The 22,135-nt window shown below is 70.7% G+C and carries 16 protein-coding genes; 7 read left to right on the forward strand and 9 right to left on the reverse strand.

Annotated features, from left to right (window positions below; translation table 11 throughout):
• Window positions 1-30: 30 nt before the first annotated feature.
• From G406_RS0142105 to G406_RS0142115, 3 genes are read left to right on the forward strand one after another with little or no spacing between them, the layout of a single operon-like run.
• The gene (locus G406_RS0142105; RefSeq protein ID WP_028938555.1) at window positions 31-459 is read left to right on the forward strand and encodes a nuclear transport factor 2 family protein; all 429 of its coding nucleotides are present in this window, start codon (window positions 31-33) and stop codon (window positions 457-459) included.
• Window positions 456-1,274, forward strand: a complete 819-nt coding sequence (locus G406_RS0142110) for an NAD(P)H-binding protein (RefSeq protein WP_028938556.1) — start codon at window positions 456-458, stop codon at window positions 1,272-1,274. Before G406_RS0142105 ends, G406_RS0142110 begins: the two co-directional genes overlap by 4 nt.
• Entirely contained in the window at window positions 1,274-2,497 is a 1,224-nt protein-coding gene (locus tag G406_RS0142115; protein WP_028938557.1) for an alpha/beta hydrolase family protein, read from the forward strand. The genes G406_RS0142110 and G406_RS0142115 overlap by 1 nt, the downstream gene beginning before the upstream one ends.
• A 105-nt stretch (window positions 2,498-2,602) precedes the next feature.
• Here G406_RS0142115 and G406_RS53150 read toward each other — a convergent pair whose 3' ends face one another.
• The 4 genes from G406_RS53150 to G406_RS0142135 form a co-directional block, all read right to left on the reverse strand.
• Window positions 2,603-4,414, reverse strand: coding sequence for a protein kinase family protein (locus tag G406_RS53150; protein ID WP_051343397.1), 1,812 nt, complete (start codon window positions 4,412-4,414; stop codon window positions 2,603-2,605).
• 230 nt (window positions 4,415-4,644) lie between these two features.
• The gene (gene murJ, locus G406_RS53155; protein ID WP_051343398.1) at window positions 4,645-6,309 is read right to left on the reverse strand and encodes a murein biosynthesis integral membrane protein MurJ; all 1,665 of its coding nucleotides are present in this window, start codon (window positions 6,307-6,309) and stop codon (window positions 4,645-4,647) included.
• Entirely contained in the window at window positions 6,306-9,296 is a 2,991-nt protein-coding gene (locus tag G406_RS0142130) for a DUF6049 family protein (RefSeq protein WP_028938558.1), read from the reverse strand. The genes murJ and G406_RS0142130 overlap by 4 nt, the downstream gene beginning before the upstream one ends.
• A gap of 32 nt (window positions 9,297-9,328) precedes the next feature.
• Complete coding sequence (locus tag G406_RS0142135; RefSeq protein ID WP_028938559.1) at window positions 9,329-9,820, reverse strand: NUDIX hydrolase; 492 nt, start codon at window positions 9,818-9,820, stop codon at window positions 9,329-9,331.
• 202 nt (window positions 9,821-10,022) lie between these two features.
• Here G406_RS0142135 and G406_RS0142140 point away from each other — a divergent pair, with 202 nt between their 5' ends.
• Window positions 10,023-11,591, forward strand: coding sequence for a CCA tRNA nucleotidyltransferase (locus G406_RS0142140; RefSeq protein ID WP_084216859.1), 1,569 nt, complete (start codon window positions 10,023-10,025; stop codon window positions 11,589-11,591).
• Window positions 11,592-11,790: 199 nt separating this feature from the next.
• Here G406_RS0142140 and G406_RS0142145 read toward each other — a convergent pair whose 3' ends face one another.
• Window positions 11,791-13,146 carry an MFS transporter gene (locus G406_RS0142145; protein WP_245607420.1) on the reverse strand — a complete coding sequence of 452 codons (1,356 nt, stop codon included), beginning with the start codon at window positions 13,144-13,146 and terminating at the stop codon, window positions 11,791-11,793.
• 136 nt (window positions 13,147-13,282) lie between these two features.
• On the opposite strand from G406_RS0142145, the gene G406_RS0142150 reads away from it, so the two are divergent.
• Both G406_RS0142150 and G406_RS53160 read left to right on the forward strand, forming a co-directional pair.
• Window positions 13,283-13,882 carry a YqgE/AlgH family protein gene (locus G406_RS0142150; RefSeq protein ID WP_037081252.1) on the forward strand — a complete coding sequence of 200 codons (600 nt, stop codon included), beginning with the start codon at window positions 13,283-13,285 and terminating at the stop codon, window positions 13,880-13,882.
• Between the two features lie 32 nt (window positions 13,883-13,914).
• Window positions 13,915-14,250, forward strand: coding sequence for a hypothetical protein (locus G406_RS53160; protein ID WP_037081254.1), 336 nt, complete (start codon window positions 13,915-13,917; stop codon window positions 14,248-14,250).
• Between the two features lie 14 nt (window positions 14,251-14,264).
• Here the strand turns inward: G406_RS53160 and G406_RS53165 are convergent, their stop codons facing one another.
• Together G406_RS53165 and G406_RS0142165 are read right to left on the reverse strand one after the other, a co-directional pair.
• Window positions 14,265-14,735, reverse strand: a complete 471-nt coding sequence (locus G406_RS53165) for an SdpI family protein (protein ID WP_064743179.1) — start codon at window positions 14,733-14,735, stop codon at window positions 14,265-14,267.
• A gap of 319 nt (window positions 14,736-15,054) precedes the next feature.
• Complete coding sequence (locus G406_RS0142165) at window positions 15,055-15,369, reverse strand: hypothetical protein (RefSeq protein WP_028938563.1); 315 nt, start codon at window positions 15,367-15,369, stop codon at window positions 15,055-15,057.
• A 512-nt stretch (window positions 15,370-15,881) separates the two neighbouring features.
• On the opposite strand from G406_RS0142165, the gene leuS reads away from it, so the two are divergent.
• Window positions 15,882-18,773: a leucine--tRNA ligase gene (leuS, locus tag G406_RS0142170; RefSeq protein ID WP_028938564.1), complete on the forward strand. Its 2,892-nt coding sequence runs from the start codon at window positions 15,882-15,884 to the stop codon at window positions 18,771-18,773.
• Between the two features lie 54 nt (window positions 18,774-18,827).
• Here leuS and G406_RS0142175 read toward each other — a convergent pair whose 3' ends face one another.
• Window positions 18,828-20,729 carry a PhoX family protein gene (locus G406_RS0142175; RefSeq protein ID WP_051343400.1) on the reverse strand — a complete coding sequence of 634 codons (1,902 nt, stop codon included), beginning with the start codon at window positions 20,727-20,729 and terminating at the stop codon, window positions 18,828-18,830.
• A gap of 112 nt (window positions 20,730-20,841) precedes the next feature.
• Window positions 20,842-21,591, reverse strand: coding sequence for an SAM-dependent methyltransferase (locus G406_RS0142180; protein WP_211241430.1), 750 nt, complete (start codon window positions 21,589-21,591; stop codon window positions 20,842-20,844).
• Window positions 21,592-22,135: the final 544 nt, after the last annotated feature.

The following is a 22,135-nucleotide window of genomic DNA, read 5'->3' on the forward strand; positions in this document are numbered from 1 at the left end:
GGTACCGTTCCGTCCTGACGGAGGCGAGGCATGTCGGAAAATCGAGCGGTCGTCGACCGAGCACTGGAACTACTGCTGGCCAAGGACATGGCGGGGTTCGTCGAGCTGTGGGAACCCGACGGCGTGATGGAGTTCCCGTTCGCCGCGCCCGGCTTCCCGACTCGGCTGGTCGGACACGCCCAGCTGCACGACTACCTGGACGACTATCCCCAGCACGTCGACCTGCACGCGATCGTCGACCTCGAGGTGCACCAGAGCGTCGATCCCTCGGTGGTGATCGTCGAGTTCGGGGCCGAGGGTCTGGTCGTGCCCAGCGGCAGGCCCTACCGGCTGCGCTACATCGCGGTGCTCACGATCCGCGACGGCCGGATCGCGCGCTACCGCGACTACTGGAGCCCGCGGGCGGTCGCCGACGCCCTCGGTGCGGAGCAGGCCGCCACGGCGTTCGGTGCGCCGTGACGATCCTGGTCCTCGGCGGTACCGGCACGACCGGTAGCCGGGTCGGCGCGGCGCTGCGCGAACTCGGCCACCCGGTGCGGATCGCCACCCGCCGGCCGGTGAGCGGCGACGACGTCCGGTTCGACTGGACCGAGCCGGACACCTTCGGACCCGCCGTGGCCGGGGCGCGGGCGGTCTACCTGGTGGCCTCGGAGCCCGTACTGGCCGAGCCGTTCCTGGACCGGGCGCGGGCAGCAGGCGTCCGGCGGATCGTGCTGCTCAGCTCCTCCGCGGTGGCCGAGGGGATGTTCGGGCTCGGTGAGCTGCACCGGAGGATCGCCGCGACCATGCCCGAGTGGGCTGTGCTGCGGCCGGCGTGGTTCATGCAGAACTTCGTCGGCGAGCACCCGCTGGCCGCCGGAATCCGGGCCGACCGTGAGGTCGTGACCGCCACCGGGGACGGCCGGGTGGCGTTCGTGGACGCCGGGGACATCGCTGCGGTCGCGGTGCGGGCGCTGACCGACGACCGGCCGCACAACACCGACCATCTGATCACCGGGCCGCGGCCGCTGAGCTACGCCGACGCCGCCGCGATCATCACCGAGCTCACCGGCCGGCCGGTACTGCACCGTCCAGTCTCGGCTGCGGAGCTCATCACCAGGCTGACCGGCTACGGCTACTCGTCCGAGCTGTCCTCGGTGCTCGCGGCACTGGACGGCGACGTCCGAGCCGGCTCCGAGGACCGCACCACCGACACCGTGGCCCGCCTCACCGGCCGTCCACCTCGCACCTTCCGTGACTTCGTCCTCGATTCGATCAACCGAAAGGAACTCTGATGCAGCAACTACTCTTCCCCGACGACGCCCAGTTCTGGTTCGAGACCCTGCGGGTCTTCGGGCACAGCTCGTACGGCGGCTCCGACTTCGGCGAGGTCGTCGCGACCGCGAGCCGCATCACCTCCGGCGACTACGACAGCTGGCACGACGCGTGGCTGGCCACCGCCGAGCGTGTCGCGGCCGAGGCCGCCGGCGCGGCGACCGAGGGACATCCGGTCAGCGCCAAGGACGGCTACCTGCGCGCCTCCACCTACTACCGGACCGCCGAGTTCTTCCTGCACGACAACCCGGACGACCCGCGCATCGCCTACGCCTACCGGCGCGCCGTCGACTGTTTCCGCGCCGCGGTGCCCGAGGCGGAACCCGTGGAGATTCCGTACGAGGGCACCGTGCTGCACGGCTACTTCTACCGCGCCGAGGTCGCCGAGGGCGAGCGGCGACCGGTGGTCGTGATGCACAGCGGATTCGACGGCGCCGCCGAAGAGATGCACTTCGGCGGCGCACTGGCCGCCGTGCAGCGCGGCTACCACGTCCTCTCCTTCGACGGTCCCGGTCAGCCCAGCGCGATCCACCTCAACAAGCTGACGTTCCGGCCGGACTGGGAGTACGTCGTCGGGCCGGTCATCGACCACCTGCTCGCCACCGAGCCGACCGTCGACCCGGAGCGGATCGCGCTGCTCGGGGTCAGCCTCGGCGGCATGCTCGCCCCTCGGGCGGCCGCCTTTGAGCCTCGGATCGCGGCGGTCATCGCCCTGGACGGGGTGTACGACGCTGCTCGACCCGTGGTGAGTGCGTTCGGCGACCGCGACGAGCTGTACCGGCGGGCGCACGCAGAGCGGGACGACGAGCTGGACGAGCTGCTGGAGCAGGCGAGTCTGGCCAACCCGACCTTGCGGTGGGCGATGGGGCACGGTCAGTTCGTGATGGGCGCTTCGTCGAAGCGGGCCTTCGTCGCTGCCTTCCTCGACTACAACCTCCTCGACGAGGTGGCGGAGAAGATCCAGTGCCCGACCCTGGTGTGCGCCGCCGACGACGATCTGTTCTTCGCCGGTGACAGTGTGGCCTCCGAGCCTGATCTGTTGTTCTCGCACCTGACCTGTTCGCGGAAGACCCTGCTGCGGTTCACCGCCGAGGAAGGCGCCGACGCGCACTGCCAGGTCGGGGCCCAGCGCCTCGCCTGCGCCCGAATCTACGACTGGCTGGACGCCCAGTTCGCCGGGTGAGCTCCGCCCCAGGGCGCACTGTGCACACCTACGTGCTGCGTCGCACACGTCCGGACATGTGCGACGCAGCACCAACGTGTGCACAGTGGCCGTGGAGCGCGGGAGCTAGCCGGTTACTCGTTCGAAGGTCAGGTTCGAGAGTTCGGTGACGTTCTGGTCGCCCACTCCGCCCAGCCTCGTGATCCAGATCAGGACGTTCTGCACCGGCTGGCTGCCGGCCAGCGACACCGTGGTGTTCTGCTGGCGCAGGTCGCTGGTGGCGATCGGGATGGTCTGGGCGAGCGTCGCGTCGGGTGTGGCCGCCGAGCGGACCTCGATGTTGGTGCCGATGCTCGGCGACGTGACGACCAGCGAGGACAGCTGGACCGGCGACGCGAAGGACACCATGATTCCGACGCCCGCCTTCAGCGCGGGGAACGGCTGCCGGTAGTTGTAGGTGCTCCAGCTGGTGTTCGGGTCGTTGTCGAACGCCTTCGCCACTCTGCCGGGGTTGTCCGGGTCGCCGGTCGGGTCGAAGACCTTCGCGGACGCCACCTGGACGGCCGCCGAACCAGGCGGCAGCTCGGGCATGCCGGGCGCCGGTGCCTGCGGCGCGGCGGGTGCCGATGCCGCCACCGACGGGGGCGGGCCGCCGACCACGATCTTCGGTGCGGACGGTGGGGTGACGCCCAGCAGCGAACCCAGCTGGACGCCGACGTAGGCGATGACCGCGAGCATGCCCAGCCCGAGGCCGCCCATGCCGATGGACAGCTTGCGCTTCTTGACCGGGTCGGGTGCCGGCTCGGCGATCGAGTCGGTGCGCCAGACCTCGTCGGGGGTCATCGGCGCGCCGTCGTCCGGCGGGGGCAGCATCGCCGCTTCCGACTCGACCTCGAGCAGCTCGCTGATCACCTTGTGCACGGCGGCGGCGGTGTGGACCCTGCCGTGGCCGCTGCCGGCGCCGAGCGCGCCCAGCGCCAGCGCGGACACCTCGACGGACACGCCGGGGCGGACGATGCCGGGCGGCAGCACCTCGTCCTGGACGTCGCGGGGCGCGGGAGGCAGGCCGGCGAGCTCGGCGTCCGTGCCGGACAGCGGCCAGTGCGCGGTGAGCAGCGCATACAGCGTCGCGCCGAGGCCGTGCACGTCGTCGGCGGGTGTCACGTCGGGGTGCGGCAGCGCAAACGCCAGGCGGGCGCCGCCCTCCGGAGTGATCCGTACCCGCTGCGGATGGGCGCAGCCGAGGACCAGACCCTGGCGATGTGCCGCCTCAGCACCCTGGGCCAGCGGATCCAGCATGCCAAGGACCGCGGCCGTGCGCAGCGGTCCGTTGGCAACCGCCTCGGCGAGGCTCTTGCCGGGAACCCATTCGGTGACGGCCAGCCCGTAGATGTCGTCGGGCAGGCCGCCGGGTGCGCTGCTGTCGTTGCGCATCACGTCGAGCAGCCGGGCGCAGCCGATGTCCTCGAACTGGCCCCAGCGCAGCGCCCTGCTGATCATCTCGGCGGCGCGTTCGGAACCGCCGGGCTCGCCGGTGTCCTGCAGCAGGGTGAGCGCGACGTCGCGTTCGAGCACGGTGTCGCGGGCCCGCCAGAACTCGGCGTGCACCGACTGGTCCGCGCCGACCTGGGCCAGCAGCCGGTAGCGCTCGGCGATCATGCCGCCGGGCGCGCGACCCTGACGCGCGGCGTTGGGCTGGGTCAACCGGGGCTTCGGGCTGGGCCGCCTCGTCGCGGCGGCGCCGTTCGTCCCCGGCTCGGCGGGGATCGGCGCCGGTGCGGCGGTCGGGGTGGGGAACGGCGCGGTGGAGATCGAGGCGGCCACAGCGGCGGGCTCGGACGAGCCGGCACCGTTCTCCGACGGCTCCCCGGATTCGAGGACGGTCACCGGGATCCCTGGCTGGGTGGCCAAGAGCTCCGGCGTGGCCTCGTCTCCCATTGACCCCTCGCTGTCCACCTCGTGACCGCTGTCTTCGCTGGGGTGCTCAGCTCCGGCATTCCCGCTGGTACTTGCGCGCTCACGCATGGCGGCTGGGCGCTGCTCGGTGTGCCCGCTCACCTTGCATGACCCCCTCGCCGGTCGGCATCCCCAACCGACCCCAGCCTACGGCAGGCCCCCGCCGATCGGCTGGATTCCCACCGAGCTGAGACATGAGCGTCACCTGGTTATCAGCGGCGTGCCAGCCTTCGCCACAGCGGTCCCAGCTCGGCGAGTCGCACCAACCTCATGGCGATCAGCGTCACCACGAGGGCCACGACGGTTCCGCCGAGCAGCACGATCCAGGCCTGCGCCTGCGGCCCGATCGAGTCGGCGAGTGATGTGCGCAACGCGATGGCCAGGCCCGCTGCCGCGAGTCCGCCGATCGAGGACGCCACAGCGGTCTTGCCGAACGTGATGAGTGACTCGACCGTGCCGGTGCTGCCCAGTCGGTGCTGCAGCCACACCTGTCCGATCACGGCGCCCACCACGAAGGAGACACCGTTGGCCGCGGCGAGGCCGAGTACCACCTGATCGGGTGCCAGCAGAACGGGGCACAGCAGGGACAGCGGAATCTTCGCCAGGACCATGATCAGCTGGATGATCGTGGGGGTCCGGGCGTCCTTCATGGCGTAGAAGACCCGCAGCTGCAGCATCGTCACCGCGAACGGCAGCAACCCGAACGCGGACACGGCCAGGGTGCTGCCCAGCCTCGCCGCCTCGCCACCGCTGGTCTTGCCGATGCTGAACAGCGCGACGCCGATCGACGTGCCGAACAGGGTGATCAGCACGGCCACCGGGATGAGCGCGATGGTCGAGTAGCGGATGCCGAGGGAGAAGTCCTTGACCAGCTCGCCGATCTTGCCCTTGGCGGCGGCGCGGCTCATCCGGGGAAGCAGCGCGGTCAGCAGCGACACACCCAGCACGCCGTACGGGACCTGCAGCAGCAGCCACGCGTTGCTGTAGGTGGACACGCTGCCGGCGTCGGAGCTGGTCGCGACCCTGGTCATGACGATGTAACCGGCCTGGCCGATCAGGACGTAGCCGACGACCCACAGCGCGAGCCCGCCCGCGTTGCGCAGCCTGCTGTCCCAGCCGAACCGCGGCCGCCAGTTCAGCCCGGCCCTGCGCATCGACGGCAACAGCACGAGCGCCTGCACGACGATGCCGAGCGTCGTGCCCAGCCCGAGCAGCAGCAGCATCGGGTCGTCGAGGCGCACGTTCGCGGTGTCGATGTCCCTGCCCAGCGAGGCGTAGACGCCGAGAACCGCGAGCATCACCAGGTTGTTCAGCACCGGAGCCCAGGCGAACGGCCCGAACACGCCTCGGGTGTTGAGGATCGCGCCGAACAACGCGCCGAGCCCGTAGAACACGATCTCCGGGAGCAGCAGCAGCGCGAGCGCGGTGGTCAGCGCCGGGTTGGCCTTGGTGTTCTCGTCGCCGCCCAGGTACAGCGCGGTGAGCAGCGGCGCGGTCAGCATCGCCAGCGCCGTGGCCAGCACGAGTACGACCGTTGCGACGGTCAGCAGCTTCTGGGTGTACGCCTCGCCGCCGTCGGCGTCCTCGTTCTGTGCCCGGACCAGCAGCGGCACCATGACGCTGGTCAGCACCCCGCCGAGCAGCAGCTCGTAGACGATGTTGGGCAGCGTGTTGGCGACCGTGTACGAGTCGTTGACCACGCCCAGCCCGAGCGCCGCCACCAGACCGAGCTGACGGGCGAAGCCGGTGAGCCTGCTGACCAGGCTCGCGATCGCCATCGTGCTGCCGGCGCGCAGCAGCGAGGACCTCGACTGCGGGGGCGCCGGTTCGCTGTCGGTCATGTCCTGCTCGACATCGTCGCGGTCGGTTCTGGTCATTGGCGGGTCCGGTGCACCGGCATAGTTTTCTCCGGGTTCCGACGGGCACGGGGTTTGCCCCCCTGCTGCGCCGGCTGATCGGTGTCGGGTCGGTCGGGTGCCTGCGCCGCGCCGGTGGTGTCCGGCCGCTCCGTCGCCCGGTTCTCACCGGCCGGCGGGGCGGGTGGCCGGCCGTTCGGGTTCGGCTGCCGGTTCGGGTCCTGCTGTCCGTTCGCGCCGGGGGCAACGCGTCTCGGACGCGCCGGACCAGCGGGCGGTGGTGGCATCGGGCTGCGGACCGGACCCTGCGCGGGAGAGCGCGGAGGCTGGTTCTGGGCACGCGGCGGCCTGCCGGTGGGCGGCGGGACGTTCTGCGCCGGGTTGCCCGGCAACCCCCGGACCGGGCCCTGCGGGGTGCTCCCGCGCGGCGGCTGGTTCGGGTAGCCGAGCAGGTTGTTGCGTGCCACCGGGTTGATGCTGCGGGCGGGACCCACCGGGCCCCGGATCCGGGCTCCGCGTGGCGGCCCCGGCTGCGGTCCGGGCTCGGCGACGGCCGAGATGGGAGTGGAGATCGTCGCCGGGCCGGACATCGACCGCGCGGAAGCCACGGCCTCCGCCGGTGTCGCCTCCGCCGGTGTCGCCTCGGCCGGTGTCGGCTCCGCTGGTGTCGGCTCGCTCGGCGCGGTCCGTGCCCGGCGGTCCTCCTCGCTGTTGCCGCCGCGAATCCGCCGGATGATCCGCCGCATGGCGAGGACCACCAGCAGCACGAACGCGATCCCGGTCAGCCACAGCGTGACGGTCCCGTACACGGTCGAGCGCAGCTGCAGCCTGCTCGGCGTGCCGAGAACGACGCCGTTGCGGGTGGTCAGCCGCGCCTCGACGCTGAACGTGCCGGACTTGTTCAGCTGCGCGTTGGCCTTGACCTGCAACCGGCCCATCGGCGGGATCGGCGGCAGCGGGTCCGGCGTCATCGAGGCGATCCGTAGCCCGGGCGTGTCGGACAGTTGGACCCGCACCTGCATGCCGACCGGCAGCCCGTTGGACAGCGTGATCGGCAGCGGCGCCTCCTTGTCGCCGAGCGCGTACGGGCTGGGCGGTTCGAGCACCCGCACCAGCGAACGCAACAGCCGGACCCGGTCGGTGATCACCTTGGTCGCGGCCTCGGACAGCTCACCGCGACCGCGCCACACCGCCGAACCGGCCCGCAGGATGCCTTCGGTGACCGGGTTGAACACCTGGTCCGGGGTGGAACCGACGCCGGGCAGCGCGACCGCGGCCGCGCGCAGCTGTTCGGTGGCGTTGCGGTCGTCGCGCAGCCGGGTGGTGACCGAGGTGGGGACCTCGCGCGCTCCGGCACGCAGCGGATAGACCAGGCTCGCGGCCGTCCCGGCCGGTTCGGCGCCCTCGGTCGCGGCGCCGCCGAGCGGGGCGGCCACGAGCCGGCCCGAGGTCACCAGCGTGGCGATCGAGCCGAGCAGCTCCTTCGCGTCCGCGCCGGTCGTGTGCCACTGATGCGGCGGCGCGACCAGCAGCGGCGTGCTCGCCGAGGCGGTACCGAGCGCTCGGTAGGCGACGGCGCCGATGGTGTTCTGGTCGGACAGCGTGCCGCCGCTGCCCGTCGGGTTGACCGGGTCCGACCCGGTCACCGAGCTGAGCCTGCTGGTCAGCGTGCGGTCCTCGCTGCTCGGCGGGCCGGACGCGGCGAGGCTGACCAGCGGGTCGGTGAGCAGGCCCACCGTCGTGCTGCCCGGCGCGGAGAGCCGGACGGTGCCGCCGGTGGCGCCCCGGGCGGCCTTGCCGGACGACACAGCGTCGGCGGACAGCACGACGGTGCGTCCGCCGGCGCGCGCGAAGTCGGTCAGTGAGCGTTCGTCGAGGAGCCCGTCGGCCGGCCAGGTGGCGTCGGTGCGGACCTGGGTGCGCAGGACGTCGGCGACGATCCGGGCCCCGCCCCGGGTGGCGTAGGCGGTCATGTCGCCCAGCCCGGCGCGGGACAGCGCGACGATGTCGGCGTCCGCGTACGGCAACGCCATCACACACCGACCGGCGGCGTCGGTGCGCAGCCGGTTCAGCCAGGTGTTCGCCGCGGTCGCGCCCCTGCCGTCGACCTCCGCGCCGTTCGGGCCCCGGACCCGGTAGCCGTTGGGACCGGCCATGTCGGACACGGTGCGCAGCAGGTCCGGGTCGATCGCCAGGCACACCGCCTGGTGCATCGGCGAACCGGCCGGGGCGCCCGCCTCGAGAGCGTCGAGCAGCCCGTCGAGCCGACCGCCCTTCGCCAGGTCCGTCCCGAGCTGGTCGTCACCGAGCAGCACCGGCTCGGCGGGTCCGGTCGGCAGGCGTCTCGGCTGGTCCGCGATCGGGTACAGGACGCTGACCGGCTGGGCGGCGCCCGCCGGCTCGGCCGGGGTGGTCTCGGCGGCGCGGCCACCGACAGCGGGGAGGCCGAGGACCGGCAGCAGCGCGTGCACACCCGCGAGGCGGGCCTGGTCACCGCCCGCCGGCACCCCGTTGACGTTGATCAGCAGGTCGTAGATTCCGGTGCGCTGCAGCGCCAGCGACGCCGTCTCGGTTCCGCGCAACGGCACGGTCAGCTCGATCGGTACCTGCTGACCGGGCGCCAGCTCGTCGGCGAGCCGGGTGAAGCTGGGAGTGATGGCGTCATCAGCGGCGTCGCCGCTCAACGCGGTGCGCAGGTCACCGTCGGTCCGCAGCCGGTCGCTGCGCTGCGCGCGAACCTCGACGTCACCGACCGGCTGGTCGCCGGCGTTGGTCAGCATCCCGGTCACGGTGAGCTCCCCGGGACCGGTCGAGGTGACCACGCGGGGGCTCATCGAGTCGATGCGCAGCTGGATGGGGTTGCTTCCCACCGGGGCCACCGGCGCGCGGGGCCGGGCCGTGGCGTCCGGCGAAGGAGCGGCGTCGGCCACCGACCCGGACAGGTGCCCCGAGGCGGTGAGACTGAGCAGGCCGACGGTGAGAACGGCCAGCGCAATCAGGGTGGACACAGTGGTCGCGCCCCAATGCCGCCGGCCCGGTGTCACGCGGATTCCTCCAGCATGGCGGTCGCTCTTCGTACCAGCCGTCGCTCATCGGCATAGGCCAACCTGGCCTCGAGTTCATCCAACGGTACCCAGGCGACCTCGGTCACCTCGATGTCGGTGTCGGACAACTCACCACTGAGCATCCTGAGCAGGAAATGGTGGACCGTCTTGTGGACCCGCCGGTCCTCCGCGACGAACCAGAAGTCGATCGTGCCGAGCGGCGCCAGCACCTCACCGAGGATGCCGGTCTCCTCCTGTACCTCGCGGATCGCCGCCATCTCCGGCGTCTCGCCCGCCTCGATGTGCCCCTTTGGCAGAGACCACAACAACCGCCCGCGCCGGTCCAGCCGACCGATCACCGCGGCAATGGACAGGGCATGGTCGACGACCAACCCACCGGCCGAGGTCTCGTCGACGGTACGCAGCCGGCGGCGACGATCGGAGCCGCGGCCGCGGCGCCCATCCGAGCGACCGCGGGAAGGGGACATGCCGAGATGGTAACGAGGTGGCAAACGATGCGCCGTCGTTAGGCCGTGTCGCTCTGTCCGGTTCCGCCGTTTCCCGAACAGCGGGAGCGGCGCCGTGCTGGACTGTACGGGTGAAGATCGCCCCCCGTTGACCGCTTTTCATGATCATCACCGTCTGGTGGCTGTTTTGCGGCCCAAAAACAGCCGTGACGCGGTGGTGATCATGGAACTGCTCGAAGGGGCCATATGGCGGAACCCGGTCCCATACGTGGAGCGATACGTCAACGCGGCGTTGCGCACCGTTCATCTAGACTGGCTCGCCGTGCCTTCTGTTGTCTTGCCAGCCGCTGTGTCGCCAACCGCGGAGTCCACCGCACTGACCCGTGCGCGAGAGAATGCTGTGGTGGAGTTGCTGCGCGTATCGCCGCTGGCCGACGACCTGGCTCAGCGGTTCGTCGACGCCGGTCACCGGCTGTACCTCGTCGGCGGCAGTGTGCGCGACGCGCTGCTCGGACGCCTGGAGACCAAGGCAAGCGACCTGGACTTCACCACCGACGCCACCCCCGACGTCGTCCAGCGGCTGCTGGGCGACTGGGCTGACCGCCAGTGGGACACCGGGATCGCGTTCGGCACGGTCGGCGCCACGAAGCGCGGCCAGACCGTCGAGATCACCACGTTCCGCGCGGACAGCTACGACCGGCAGACCCGCAATCCCGAGGTGGTGTTCGGTAGCACGGTCGAAGGTGACCTGCTGCGCCGCGACTTCACGGTCAACGCGATGGCCGTCGAGCTGCCGGTGCACCGTTTCGTCGACCCGCACGACGGACTGGCCGCGCTGGCCAAGCGCATGCTCGACACCCCCGCCGCACCCGAGGACTCGTTCGCCGACGACCCGCTGCGCATGCTGCGCGCCGCGCGCTTCGTCTCCCAGCTCGGTTTCGACGTCGCGCCCAGGGTGCGCGTCGCGATGACCGAGATGGCCGAGCAGATCACCCGGATCACCGCCGAACGCGTCCAGGCCGAGCTGAGCAAGCTGATCCTGGGCGCCCACCCGCGTGCCGGGCTGGAGCTGCTCGTCGACACCGGCCTCGCCGAGTACGTGCTGCCCGAGGTCCCGGCGATGCGCCTGGCGACCGACGAGCACATGCAGCACAAGGACGTGTTCGAGCACTCGCTGGTCGTGATGGAGCAGGCCATCGACCGGGAGACCGACGGCCCCGACCTGGTGCTGCGCCTCGCCGCGCTGCTGCACGACATCGGCAAGCCGAAGACGCGGCGGCTCGAGGACGACGGCCGGGTCAGCTTCCACCACCACGAGGTGGTCGGCGCGAAGATGACCAGGACGCGGCTGCGCGCGCTGCGCTACTCGAAGGTGATCGTCGACGAGGTGTCCCGCCTGGTGTACCTGCACCTGCGGTTCCACGGCTACGGCACCGGCGAATGGACCGACTCCGCCGTGCGCCGCTACGTCACCGACGCGGGTCCGCTGCTCGACCGGCTGCACAAGCTGGTCCGGTCCGACTGCACGACCCGCAACCGTCGCCGCGCCACCGCGCTGCAGCGCAGCTACGACTCGCTCGAAGACCGCATCGCCACCCTGCGTGAGCAGGAGGAGCTCGACGCGATCCGTCCCGACCTGGACGGCAACGAGATCATGCGCCTGCTGGACCTCAAGCCGGGCCCGCTCGTCGGCAAGGCCTACAAGCACCTCCTGGCGGTCCGCATGGAGAAGGGCCCCCTCACCCACGAGCAGGCAGAAGCCGAACTACGCGCCTGGTACTCGTCTCTTTAGGCCTGTTCCGCGCGGAGTTTTTCTGTGACCACCCCCTCGCTTCGCTTCGGGGGTACTCCCAGAAAAACAAGCCGACTTCGTCGGCCGAGCGCGCGCTTGTTGTCACCCTGGGAGCCGCCGTTCGGCTTGGGAGCCTGGTTGCGGACATTCACTACCCGGCCTTCGCCGGAACTCCTTCGGAGACTTGCGGAGCCGGCTTTTACCGCCTGCTTACCCTGCGGACGAGCTCGTGTCCGGTCAGCCCGACTAGGTAGCAAGCGCCGGCTGCCGCCAGCAGGAGTGGTGAGTGGCCCTCTGGCGGGGACAGGAGTGCCGCGGCGATCACGGCGATCACGTACGCCATGTTGAAGACCGCGTCGTAGAGGGCGAACACCCGGCCTCTGGCGTCGTCGTGCACCTCGCTCTGCACGGACGAGTCGGCGCACAGCTTCACGATCTGACCTGCTCCGGTCAGCACGAACGCGCCGACGAGCGCCATCTCCGCCTTGATGTTGAACGCCAGCACCAGTGACGTCAGAGCACACAGCAGCAGCGCGACCCGGATCGCTCCCGGGCGGCCCAGCCGATGTGCGAGCCACGGGGTGACGAGCGCGGCCGCGCCCAGCCCGGCGGCGCCCGCGCCGACCATCTCGCCGATGCCGCCCATGCCGCTGAGCAGGAAGCCGTGCGCGGTGAACTCGTGCCGGAACAGCAGCAGCATCAGCAGCATGCACACACCGAACGCCAGGCGGTGGCAGATGAGCGCGATGAACGACGACGCGACGGTCCGCGCGGCGACGGTGGCGCGTGCCCCGTCGGCCAGCCCACGTGCGATGGCGACCAGTGCGCGGCGCGCCTCGTTCGGCTCGTCCGGGCCGAGCGCGCCCTTGCCGAAGCCGACCGCGATCAGTGCGGCGACGATCCCGCCGGCCGAGGCGATCACGGTGATGATCGCCGAACCGAAGTTGCCGGTACCGCACAGACCACGCAGCGCGATGGCGCATCCCGCGCCGATGGCGGCGATCGCGGCGCCCGCCGTCGCGGCGACCACGTTGGCCTCGACGAGGTGCTTGTCCTTCACCACGTGCGGCAGCGCGGCCGACAGCCCGGCCAGCACGAACCGCGTGACACCGGTCACAGCCAGCGCGCCGAGATAGAGCGGCGCGCCGGCCACCCCGGTCGCCACCAGTACGGCGACACCGACCGTGCAGACGGCGCGCACCAGGTTCGCCGCCCACAGGACCCGGCGCCGGTCCCACCGGTCGAGCAGTGCACCCGCGAACGGGCCGATGATCGAGTACGGGAGGAACAGCACGGCGACCCCGACGGCGACCGCCATCGGGTCGGCCTGACGCTCCGGGTTGAACAGCACCGCACCGCCGAGAGCGGCCTGGAACATGCCGTCGCCCCACTGGGCGGTGAAGCGGACCAGCAGCAACCGGAAGAATCCGGAGTTCCCGAGCAACGCACGCAGGCCGAGGCGTTCCCGCCCGTGCTCCCCGGTCGCCTCGCCGGTGGACTTACCGGTGGGCTCCTCGGAGGCAAGGTCGGTCGATCGCTGCTGTGCTGAACTCACTTGCCCAAGGCTAACGTCTGCGACTCGGCGACCCGACAGCAATTCCCCAAAGGCCCAGTTAACTCCGCACCACACCGCGACACGCTATGAGTGACCTGATTAGCGGAGCGTTGCGACGGCGAGAGAAGATGCAACGATGTGGGACGTGGCGGCGCATGAGCGGGCGGAATCCGACCGCGACGTCGAGCCGGGAACGCTTCTCGTGGCGGCACCCGGCCTGCTGGACCCGAACTTTCGACGCACCGTCGTCTACGTCATCGAGCATCGAGGCGAAGGCACGCTGGGCGTTGTGCTGAACCGGCCCAGTGACGTCGCGGTCCAGGACGTGCTGCCGGTGTGGGCGCCGCACACGAGCACGCCGAAGGCCGTGTTCGTCGGCGGCCCGGTCGACGAGAAGACAGCGCTGTGCCTCGCCGCGTTCCTTCCCGGACACGACCCGTCCGCGATCGGCGGGGTCGTTCCGGTGCGCGGCCCGGTCGCGTTGATCGACCTGGACGCGGACCCCGGCGAGCTGGCTCCCCGCATGCGCGGCCTGAGGGTCTTCGCCGGTTACGCCGGGTGGAACTCAGGCCAGCTGGACGGCGAGATCAGCCGGGGCGACTGGATTCTGGTGCCGGCCCTGCCCGACGACGTACTGGTGACCGCGACCGGCGACCTGTGGGGCCGGGTGCTGCGCCGCCAGGGGATGCCGTTGGCGCTGCTGTCCACGTTCCCCGCCGACGTGGCGCGGAACTGAGCCGGCGGCGTGGCTGTGGCACAGTTTCAGGTATGAGGTCCCGGACGCTGTGGCCGATCTGCGCGGCCGGCCTGGCGCTTGCGTTGGCCGGTTGCAACAGCTCGAGCACGCAGGACGACAGCACCGCACCCCCGGCGCCGCCGCCGTCGTCAGCGGCCGCCGCGCCCCCGGCGGGTCCCCCGGTCGCGCTCGACGCCAAGCCGATCCCCGGCCGGCCGATGACCGCGTGGCAGCAGCAGTACAAGGACGCGTGCGACTCCGGCAGGCTCACCAACGGCTGCGAGATGTACCGCGACAACTCACTGCGGCTGCAGGGCATCAACCCCGACCCACTGGTCCAGGGCCCCGGTGCACCGGTAGGCCCGTGAGCTGAGCGGCCGGGTCAGCTCTGCGCGGCGGCCTGTTCGGTGCCCGCCTGTTCGGTGTTCGATGCGGTGCCACCACCGCAGCCCTCGACCAGACTGCAGCCGGTGCACACTCCGCTGCACCCACCGAGGGTCGGCATCGGAACCTGCTTCGCGGCCCGGTCGCCGAGAACACCGCCGGCCACCATCAGCCCGAGCGTGCCGAGCACCGTCAGTGCCAGCAGTGTGATCGCCAGGGCGGTCGAGTTCGCGGCGAGCGTCGCCAGACCACCCAGCACCGCGACCGCACCGCCACCGATCGTCAGCGGAGCACTGACCTGATTGCCGACCGCGAAGGTCTCGTCGTCGCGCAGGGTGTTGACCGTCCGGACACCGGCGAACCGGTTGCGCGGCAGCCGACGACGCGCGCCGAGCACCCCGACCGACACCAGCGCCAGCCCACCGGCCGCCACGACAACAGCCGCTACCTGACTCGCCGAACCCACCATGGGTTTCAGGGTAGCTCGGGGCCGTGAGTGGCAAGGCCGCCCGGGGGCGGCCGCAACACTCACGGCCTCCCTGGCGGGTGGGGTTCGCGCCGGGTGCCGTGAGGTGTTGGCCGTGGCCACCTGTGCGGTCATGGCCGTGTGGCCGGTCGTGGTGGCCATGGCCGGGCGGGTGGAGTTCGCGCCCGTGGCCGGTGGCCACCGAGCCGGCGGCCGGGCGGTCATCTGGCCGGGTCCAGGTGGCCGGCCGAGCGGGTGGAGTTCGCGCTCGCGCTGTGGCCGGTGGACCTCGTTGGCCGGATGGCCGGAAGGTCGGTTCGGGTCAGCCCCTGGCGAGTTCCAGGACGTCCTGGAGCTTGCTCAGCGACTCGTCGAGGGTGCGGTGCTCGAGCTCGGTCAGCTCGGTCGCGGCAGTGCCCGACCCGGTCGTGGCGACCTCGGCGACGCGACGCTGGAGGTCGCGCAGTTGGTCGATCCAGACAGCGGGGGCGTGCGGCACCAGGGTGTCGATCCTGGTGTGCAGCTCCCAGGACAGTCGGTGCAGCGGGAGGTCGTCGCGGCGGTAGTGGGCGACCGCGTCGCGGATGCCGTCGGAGATGAAGCGCATGCAGATGTTCATCGGATTCAGCCGTTTCATGTGCGGGGCTGCCGCGCCCGGTGCACCTGAAGCGCTGTCACCTCGACCTCAGCGTCGGTAACGCGAGGGAGGACGAACAGGTCAGAGGGTGCGAAATGAGCGCAGCAAACAATACAGGGAGGAAAACACCTGATCTCCGCGGTCGAATTCACACCGAGACCTACTGGGTCTTGCTGGTACTGCCGGGGCAGGGTGTCCGTCGTCGGTGGACGTGTTCACACCGAGGACTTCAGACCTGCAGAGGGGAAGTTAGCGGGCGCCCGGACCAAAGTCAACGACTCGGAGTGCTTGCGTCGTGAACCCACTCGGGCTCGATCCGTTCACCGAGCTACCCTTGACGTATGCGGACGGCCCGCCTAGTGCTTACCGAGCCGCGCTGAGCCCCTTCGTGGACGCCGGCGCGGCTGACCCTCACGCCTGACATGGCTGAGGGCCCCTTTTGTTTTAAGGGCAGAGTTGGTTCCAGGAGACAAACGGCCGTCCGAACTAGCGAGAGTCATCCCAGGAGAGACATGAGCACCGACACGACCCAGGCCGCCCCCGCGCGGGCCACGGACGAGGTACCGCCGTATCGGTACACGGCCGAGCTGGCAGGCCGGATCGAGCTTCGGTGGCAGGACCACTGGGCCGCCCACCGCACCTTCGAGTCGCCGAACACGGCCGGTGCGTTGGCCGATCCGGAACTGGCCGAGGCCAGGGGTCCGAAGGCCTACCTGATGGACATGTTCCCGTACCCGTCCGGCTCCGGCCTGCACGTCGGCCACCCGCTGGGCTTCATCGGTACCGACGTCCTCGGCCGTTATCTGCGCATGACCGGTCGCAACGTGTTGCACACGATGGGCTTCGACGCGTTCGGGCTGCCCGCCGAGCAGTACGCCGTGCAGACCGGGACGCACCCGCGCAAGACGACCGAGGAGAACATCGCGCGCTACCGGTCGCAGCTGCGCCGCCTCGGGCTGGCCCACGACGACCGCCGCTCGGTGGCCACCACCGACGTCGAGTTCTACACATGGACCCAGTGGATCTTCCTGAAGGTCTACAACTCCTGGTACGACACCGCCGCTAAGCGAGCCCGGCCGATCGCCGAGCTGGAGGCCGAGTTCGCCTCCGGTGCCCGTCCGGTCCCGGCGGGCGAGACCGCCTGGGCCGAGCGTGACGAGGCGGGCAGGCGCGCGCTCGTCGACTCCTACCGGCTGGCCTACCTGTCCCAGGCTCCGGTCAACTGGTGCCCGGGGCTGGGCACCGTGCTGGCCAACGAAGAGGTCACCGCCGACGGGCGCAGCGAACGCGGCAACTTCCCGGTGTTCCGCCGCAACCTCAAGCAGTGGATGATGCGGATCACCGCGTACTCCGACCGTCTCATCGAGGACCTGGACCGGCTGGACTGGCCGGACTCGATCAAGTCGATGCAGCGCAACTGGATCGGCCGCTCGCAGGGTGCGCAGGTCCGTTTCCCGGTCGTCGGCACCGGCGACGAGATCGAGGTCTTCACGACCCGGCCGGACACGCTGTTCGGCGCCACCTACATGGTGCTGGCCCCTGAGCACCCGCTGGTCGAGAAGCTGGCCGCCGGTCAATGGCCCGCCGACGTCGACGAGCGCTGGACCGCCGGCGCGGCCACCCCGGCCGAGGCCGTGGCCGGCTACCGCGCGGCCGCCGGGCGCAAGTCGGAGCTGGACCGACAGGAGAACAAGGAGAAGACCGGCGTCTTCACCGGTGGCTATGCGACCAACCCGGTCGATGGCCGCTCCATCCCGGTGTTCGTCGCCGACTACGTCCTGATGGGCTACGGCACCGGCGCGATCATGGCCGTCCCCGGCCAGGACCAGCGCGACTGGGACTTCGCCACGAGGTTCGGCCTGCCGATCATCCGGACCGTGCAGCCGTCCGAGGGTTTCGACGGCGAGGCGTACACCGGCGCCGGCCCTGCGATCAACTCGGCGAACGACGAGATCAGCCTCGACGGCCTTGAGGTCGACGAGGCGAAGCGCACGATCATCGACTGGCTGTCCGCGCGCGGCGCCGGTGAGTCCGTCGTGCAGTACAAGCTGCGCGACTGGCTGTTCTCCCGGCAGCGCTACTGGGGCGAGCCGTTCCCGATCGTGCACGACGAGATCGGCCCGCTGCCGCTGCCCGAGGACCAGCTGCCGGTCGTGCTGCCGGAGATCGACGACTACTCCCCGCGCAGCTACCCCCCGGACGCGGCGGACACCCAGCCGGAGCCGCCACTGTCGCGCGCGCAGGACTGGGTCAACGTCGAGCTGGACCTGGGCGACGGGCTCAAGCACTACAGCCGCGAGACCAACACGATGCCGCAGTGGGCCGGTTCCTGCTGGTACCCGCTGCGCTACCTGGACCCGACCAACAGCGACACGTTCTGCGACCCGGCCGTCGAGCAGTACTGGATGGGCAAGGACGACGCGCGTCCCGGCGACCCGGGGGGTGTGGACCTGTACGTCGGCGGCGTCGAGCACGCGGTGCTGCACCTGCTGTACTCCCGGTTCTGGCACAAGGTGCTGTTCGACCTCGGCTACGTCAGCTCCGAGGAGCCGTTCCGCAGGCTGCTGAACCAGGGCTACATCCAGGCGTACGCCTACACCGACGCGCGCGGCACCTACGTCCCGGCCGAAGAGGTCGTCGAGGTCACGCTGGAGAACGGCAAGACCGGCTACCAGTACAACGGCGAACCGGTGCGGCGCGAGTACGGGAAGATGGGCAAGTCGCTGCGCAACGTGGTGACCCCGGACGACATGTGCGAGCAGTACGGGGCGGACACGTTCCGGCTGTACGAGATGTCGACCGGCCCGCTCGACGTGTCCCGCCCGTGGTCCACCCGCGACGTCGTCGGCTCGTACCGGTTCCTGCAGCGGCTGTGGCGCAACCTGGTCGACGAGCAGACCGGCGAGGCGATCGTCGTAGACGGTGAGCTCAGCACGGACACGCTGCGGCTGCTGCACCGCACCATCGACGGCGTGCACACCGACTACACGGCGCTGCACTACAACACCGCCGCCGCGAAGCTCATCGAGCTGAACAACCACCTGACCAAGCAGTACGGTCCCGGTTCGGTGCCGCGCGCGGTCGCCGAGCCGCTGGTGCTGCTGCTCGCGCCGCTGTGCCCGCACGTCGCCGAGGAGCTGTGGTCGCTGCTCGGTCACGACGAGACGCTCGCCTACGCGCCGTTCCCGGTGGCCGATCCGGCCTACCTGGTCGCGGACACGGTCGAGTACCCGATCCAGGTCAACGGCAAGGTCCGATCGCGCATCACCGTCGCGGCGGACGCCGACCGCGAGGCCGTGCAGGCGGCGGCGCTGACCGACGAGAAGATCGTCGCGCTGACCGGTGGCGGCACCCCGCGCAAGGTGATCGTCGTCCCGGGTCGCCTGGTGAACATCGTCCTGTAAGAACAACCCGTGAGTGGCGAGTGGTCCTATAGGACCACTCGCCACTCACGGGTTCTAGACGCCGATCTGGCCGGAATCGCGGGTCACGCACACGACGGACGGGCGCGGCTGGCTGGTCCCGCCGTCCGGCCAGTGCGACGCGGGCTTGTCCGCCGACGCGCCGTCGACCTCGCCGGGATGCTGCACCGAGACCAGCACGAAGTCGTCCGTCACGACCGGGCCGCAGGTCTCGGCGCCGACCGGCACGGTCAGGAACTGCTTGACCCGGCCACGCTCCGGACCGTCGAGGGGTACCGCGAACAGCCCGTCGTTGGACTTGAGCGCGTTGCCGTCGGTGGCGATCCACAGGTTGCCGTGCGAGTCGAAGTCCAGGTTGTCCGGGCACGAGATCGGGCTGACCTTCGTCTTGTCGAACCCGGCGAAGTAGGTGTCCGGCGCGGCGGGATCACCACAGATCAGCACCAGCGACCAGTCGAACTCCCGCCCGGTCGGGTCGTCACCCCGTTCCACCAGTTCGAGCACCTGGCCGTGTTTGTTGCGCGGCCGAGGGTTCGGTCCGTCCGGCGCGGCCTTGCCCGCCGCGCCCCGGTCGGTGTTGTTGGTCAGCGCGACGTACACCCGGCCGGTCTTGGGGTGCGGCTGCACGTCCTCCGGCCGGTCCATCTTCGTGGCGCCGACCTTGTCCGCCGCGACCCGGGTCAGCACGAGCACTTCCTCGACGCTCATTCCGGGCACCTGGCTGGTGTTGTCGATGACCAGCGGAATCCAGCTGCCGGAGCCGTGGAACAGCCCGTCCGGCGGGTCGGTCGCCGGGCCGCTGACCGTCGCCACGTACAGCGTGCCGATCTCCAGCAACCGCTTGTTCGCCGCCCGCGCCTCCGGGGTGTCGCCAGGGGTGAACCGGTCCCTGGAGACGAACTTGTACAGGTAGTCGAAGCGCTCGTCGTCACCCATGTACGCGACCGCGCGACCGTCCGGGGCCAGTCGGATGTTGGCGCCCTCGTGCTTGAACCGGCCGAGCGCGGTGTGCTTGACGGGGGTGGAGCTCGGGTCGAAGCGTTCCCACTTCGTCTCGCTCTCGCCCTTCGTGATGCCGTAGCGCGCGAGCCGCGCCGCCGCCGTCGGGTCGGTCACCGCCGAGGCGCCCGCGAAGTAGTTGTTGAAGTTCTCCTCGCCGGACAGGATCGTGCCCCACGGCGTGACGCCACCCGAGCAGTTGCTGTGCATGCCGAGCACGGTCGTGCCGGTCGGATCGGCGGACGTGCGCAGCAGCGGACCGCCCGCCGCCGGACCGCTCAACCGGAACGGGGTGAGCGCGGTGATGCGCCGGTTCAGCCGGTCACCCGGCACCGCGACGAGCGCTCCGCCCGGGTCGCGTCGGACGGCGACCACACTGCCACCGACGGCGTTCCAGCTGATCCGCACCTGGGTCTCGGTGGGGTTGGCCTCGTCGTAGCCGGCGAACATGAAGATCGGCGTGACGTACTCGTGGTTGCTCCACATCGCCCACCGGCCGTCGCCGAGTGGCACGAGACCGCAGAAGTCGTTGTTGAACCCGAACTGCCCGGCCTGCGCCTCGGGGGTCTGGGCGGCGAAGTCGAACGCGGGCGCCCCGGCGAGGATCGGGTCGCCCCAGCGCAGCACCACCGAGCTGCGGTAGCCGGCGGGCACGGTGATCGCGTCGGCGGTGTTCGGCGCGACCGGACTGAAGTTCGTGCCGGGGACCGGCGGCCCCGCCGGAGCGGGCGGCGACTGGTCCGCGCAGCCGGCCAGTGCCGTACCGGCCGCCCCGACCAGGGTGAGCAGTGCGCCCGCGCGCAGCACGCCCCGGCGGGTCAGCTCGGCGAAGTACGGATTGTCACTGGTGTTGGGCGCGGGATGCGCGCACGCGGAGCCGCAGCGAAAGCGGCAGGTGAGCGCGGAGCGCCCGGTGGTGGTGAGAGGAACGATCGGCACTGCGCCTCCGAACGGGTGGTGGACCGACGAAGCGAGCTAACCCGCACCTGGTTGACCTGAGAAGAATCTCAGCATGAACAACAGGTGAATGCGAGTCCACCACCCGTGTCGGCTACCTGGCCGCGGTCAACAGCAGCCGGCGATCGCCCAGCTCGTACGGCGAGCCGTCCGGGTCACCGAAGCAGCGCACGTCGGCGAACCCGCCGTCGGTGAGCAGCTCGATCAGGTGCGCCGTGGTCCGGATGTAGTACGGCGCGCTCGCCCGGCGCCGCTGCGGGCCTCGGCTGAACTCGTACTCGGTGACCAGCAGTCCGGTGATCACGTCGTACTCGCGGGACGCGGACACCCGGATGTCGCCGGTCTCCATGACCTCGGCCCCGGCGGTGAACCCGGGTAGCAGCGATTCGGCCGTGGTGCCGAGGTCGATCACCAACCCCCCTCCCGGCCGCAGCGCGGCGGCCAGCGCGGAGATCAGCCGTCGGGTCTCGGCGAGCGGGAAGTAGCCGAAGCTGTTGCCGAGACAGATCGCCGCGTCGAACCGGCCGTCGGCCGGGACGTCGGTCATCTCGCCAACCGACAGCTCGACCTCGAAGCCGGCGGTGATCCGGCGTGCGTGGTCGATCGCCTCGGTGGAGATGTCGATGCCGGTGACCCGATGGCCTCGGCGAGCCAGTTCGAGGGTGTGGCGGCCGCTGCCGCACGGCACGTCGAGCACCCGCGAGCCGGGCGCGAGCCCCAGCCGGTGCTCGACGAAGTCGACCTCGGCGAGCGTCGCCTCCGGAGGGACGACGCGACGCCAGAACTCGTTGGGCAGTTCGGTGAAGAAGTGGTGGTGCCAGTCGCGAGACGGACTGTTGATCAAGGTGAACACTCTCCTGGAGCGGTGCAACACGAAACAAGACGTCGTGTCACCGAGCCTGAGGAGCGTCAGCTCCCCGCCCGGTGAATGGCCCGGGCAGCCATGGCGTCCTCCAGAAGATGCTTCTCGAGCAGCGTGCTCGACCAGACGAGATTAGCAGCTCTCAGGTGTCGCGGTGCCGGTCTCGGTCGGGTGACCGGTCGAAGGCAGTTCAGGGGCAGGCGTTGTTGTAGGGGTGTCCCCGCTGGCCATCCAGTGTCTTGGCGTGGGCGGGTGGTATCAACCCCCGGCTGACGCCGGCCTCGCACGCGTTCCTGGTGCAGCTCGTTCGGGGGCGAGGTTTCAGGGTTGACACCACCCGCCCACGCCAAGTGCAGGCCAGAATCGCGGGGATGGCGGAGGTGTGTGGCGCCCAGGGTAGCCACGGCTGCGCCGCGTCCCACCGGGTTCAGGGCGCCCCGGAGGGGGCTGGGTGACTTCGCAGAGCTTCATGTCGCGTCGCAGATGCTGCAGTGTCTGCGACACGACGCGAGGGTCTGCGAGGTGG

This window comes from Actinospineispora spinosispora DSM 44797 (assembly GCF_000429025.1).
In the GTDB taxonomy this organism is placed as follows: Bacteria; Actinomycetota; Actinomycetes; order Mycobacteriales; family Pseudonocardiaceae; genus Pseudonocardia; species Pseudonocardia spinosispora.

What these genes read in the sequence shown, in the direction of transcription:
- G406_RS0142105 (WP_028938555.1), top strand. Translation starts at nt 31, where the DNA reads ATGTCGGAAAATCGAGCGGTCGTCGACCGAGCACTGGAACTACTGCTG.
- G406_RS0142115 (WP_028938557.1), top strand. Translation starts at nt 1,274, where the DNA reads ATGCAGCAACTACTCTTCCCCGACGACGCCCAGTTCTGGTTCGAGACC.
- G406_RS53150 (WP_051343397.1), bottom strand. Translation starts at nt 4,414, where the DNA reads ATGGGAGACGAGGCCACGCCGGAGCTCTTGGCCACCCAGCCAGGGATC.
- murJ (WP_051343398.1), bottom strand. Translation starts at nt 6,309, where the DNA reads ATGACCAGAACCGACCGCGACGATGTCGAGCAGGACATGACCGACAGC.
- G406_RS0142135 (WP_028938559.1), bottom strand. Translation starts at nt 9,820, where the DNA reads ATGTCCCCTTCCCGCGGTCGCTCGGATGGGCGCCGCGGCCGCGGCTCC.
- G406_RS0142140 (WP_084216859.1), top strand. Translation starts at nt 10,023, where the DNA reads ATGGAACTGCTCGAAGGGGCCATATGGCGGAACCCGGTCCCATACGTG.
- G406_RS0142150 (WP_037081252.1), top strand. Translation starts at nt 13,283, where the DNA reads ATGTGGGACGTGGCGGCGCATGAGCGGGCGGAATCCGACCGCGACGTC.
- G406_RS53160 (WP_037081254.1), top strand. Translation starts at nt 13,915, where the DNA reads ATGAGGTCCCGGACGCTGTGGCCGATCTGCGCGGCCGGCCTGGCGCTT.
- G406_RS53165 (WP_064743179.1), bottom strand. Translation starts at nt 14,735, where the DNA reads ATGGTGGGTTCGGCGAGTCAGGTAGCGGCTGTTGTCGTGGCGGCCGGT.
- G406_RS0142165 (WP_028938563.1), bottom strand. Translation starts at nt 15,369, where the DNA reads ATGAAACGGCTGAATCCGATGAACATCTGCATGCGCTTCATCTCCGAC.
- leuS (WP_028938564.1), top strand. Translation starts at nt 15,882, where the DNA reads ATGAGCACCGACACGACCCAGGCCGCCCCCGCGCGGGCCACGGACGAG.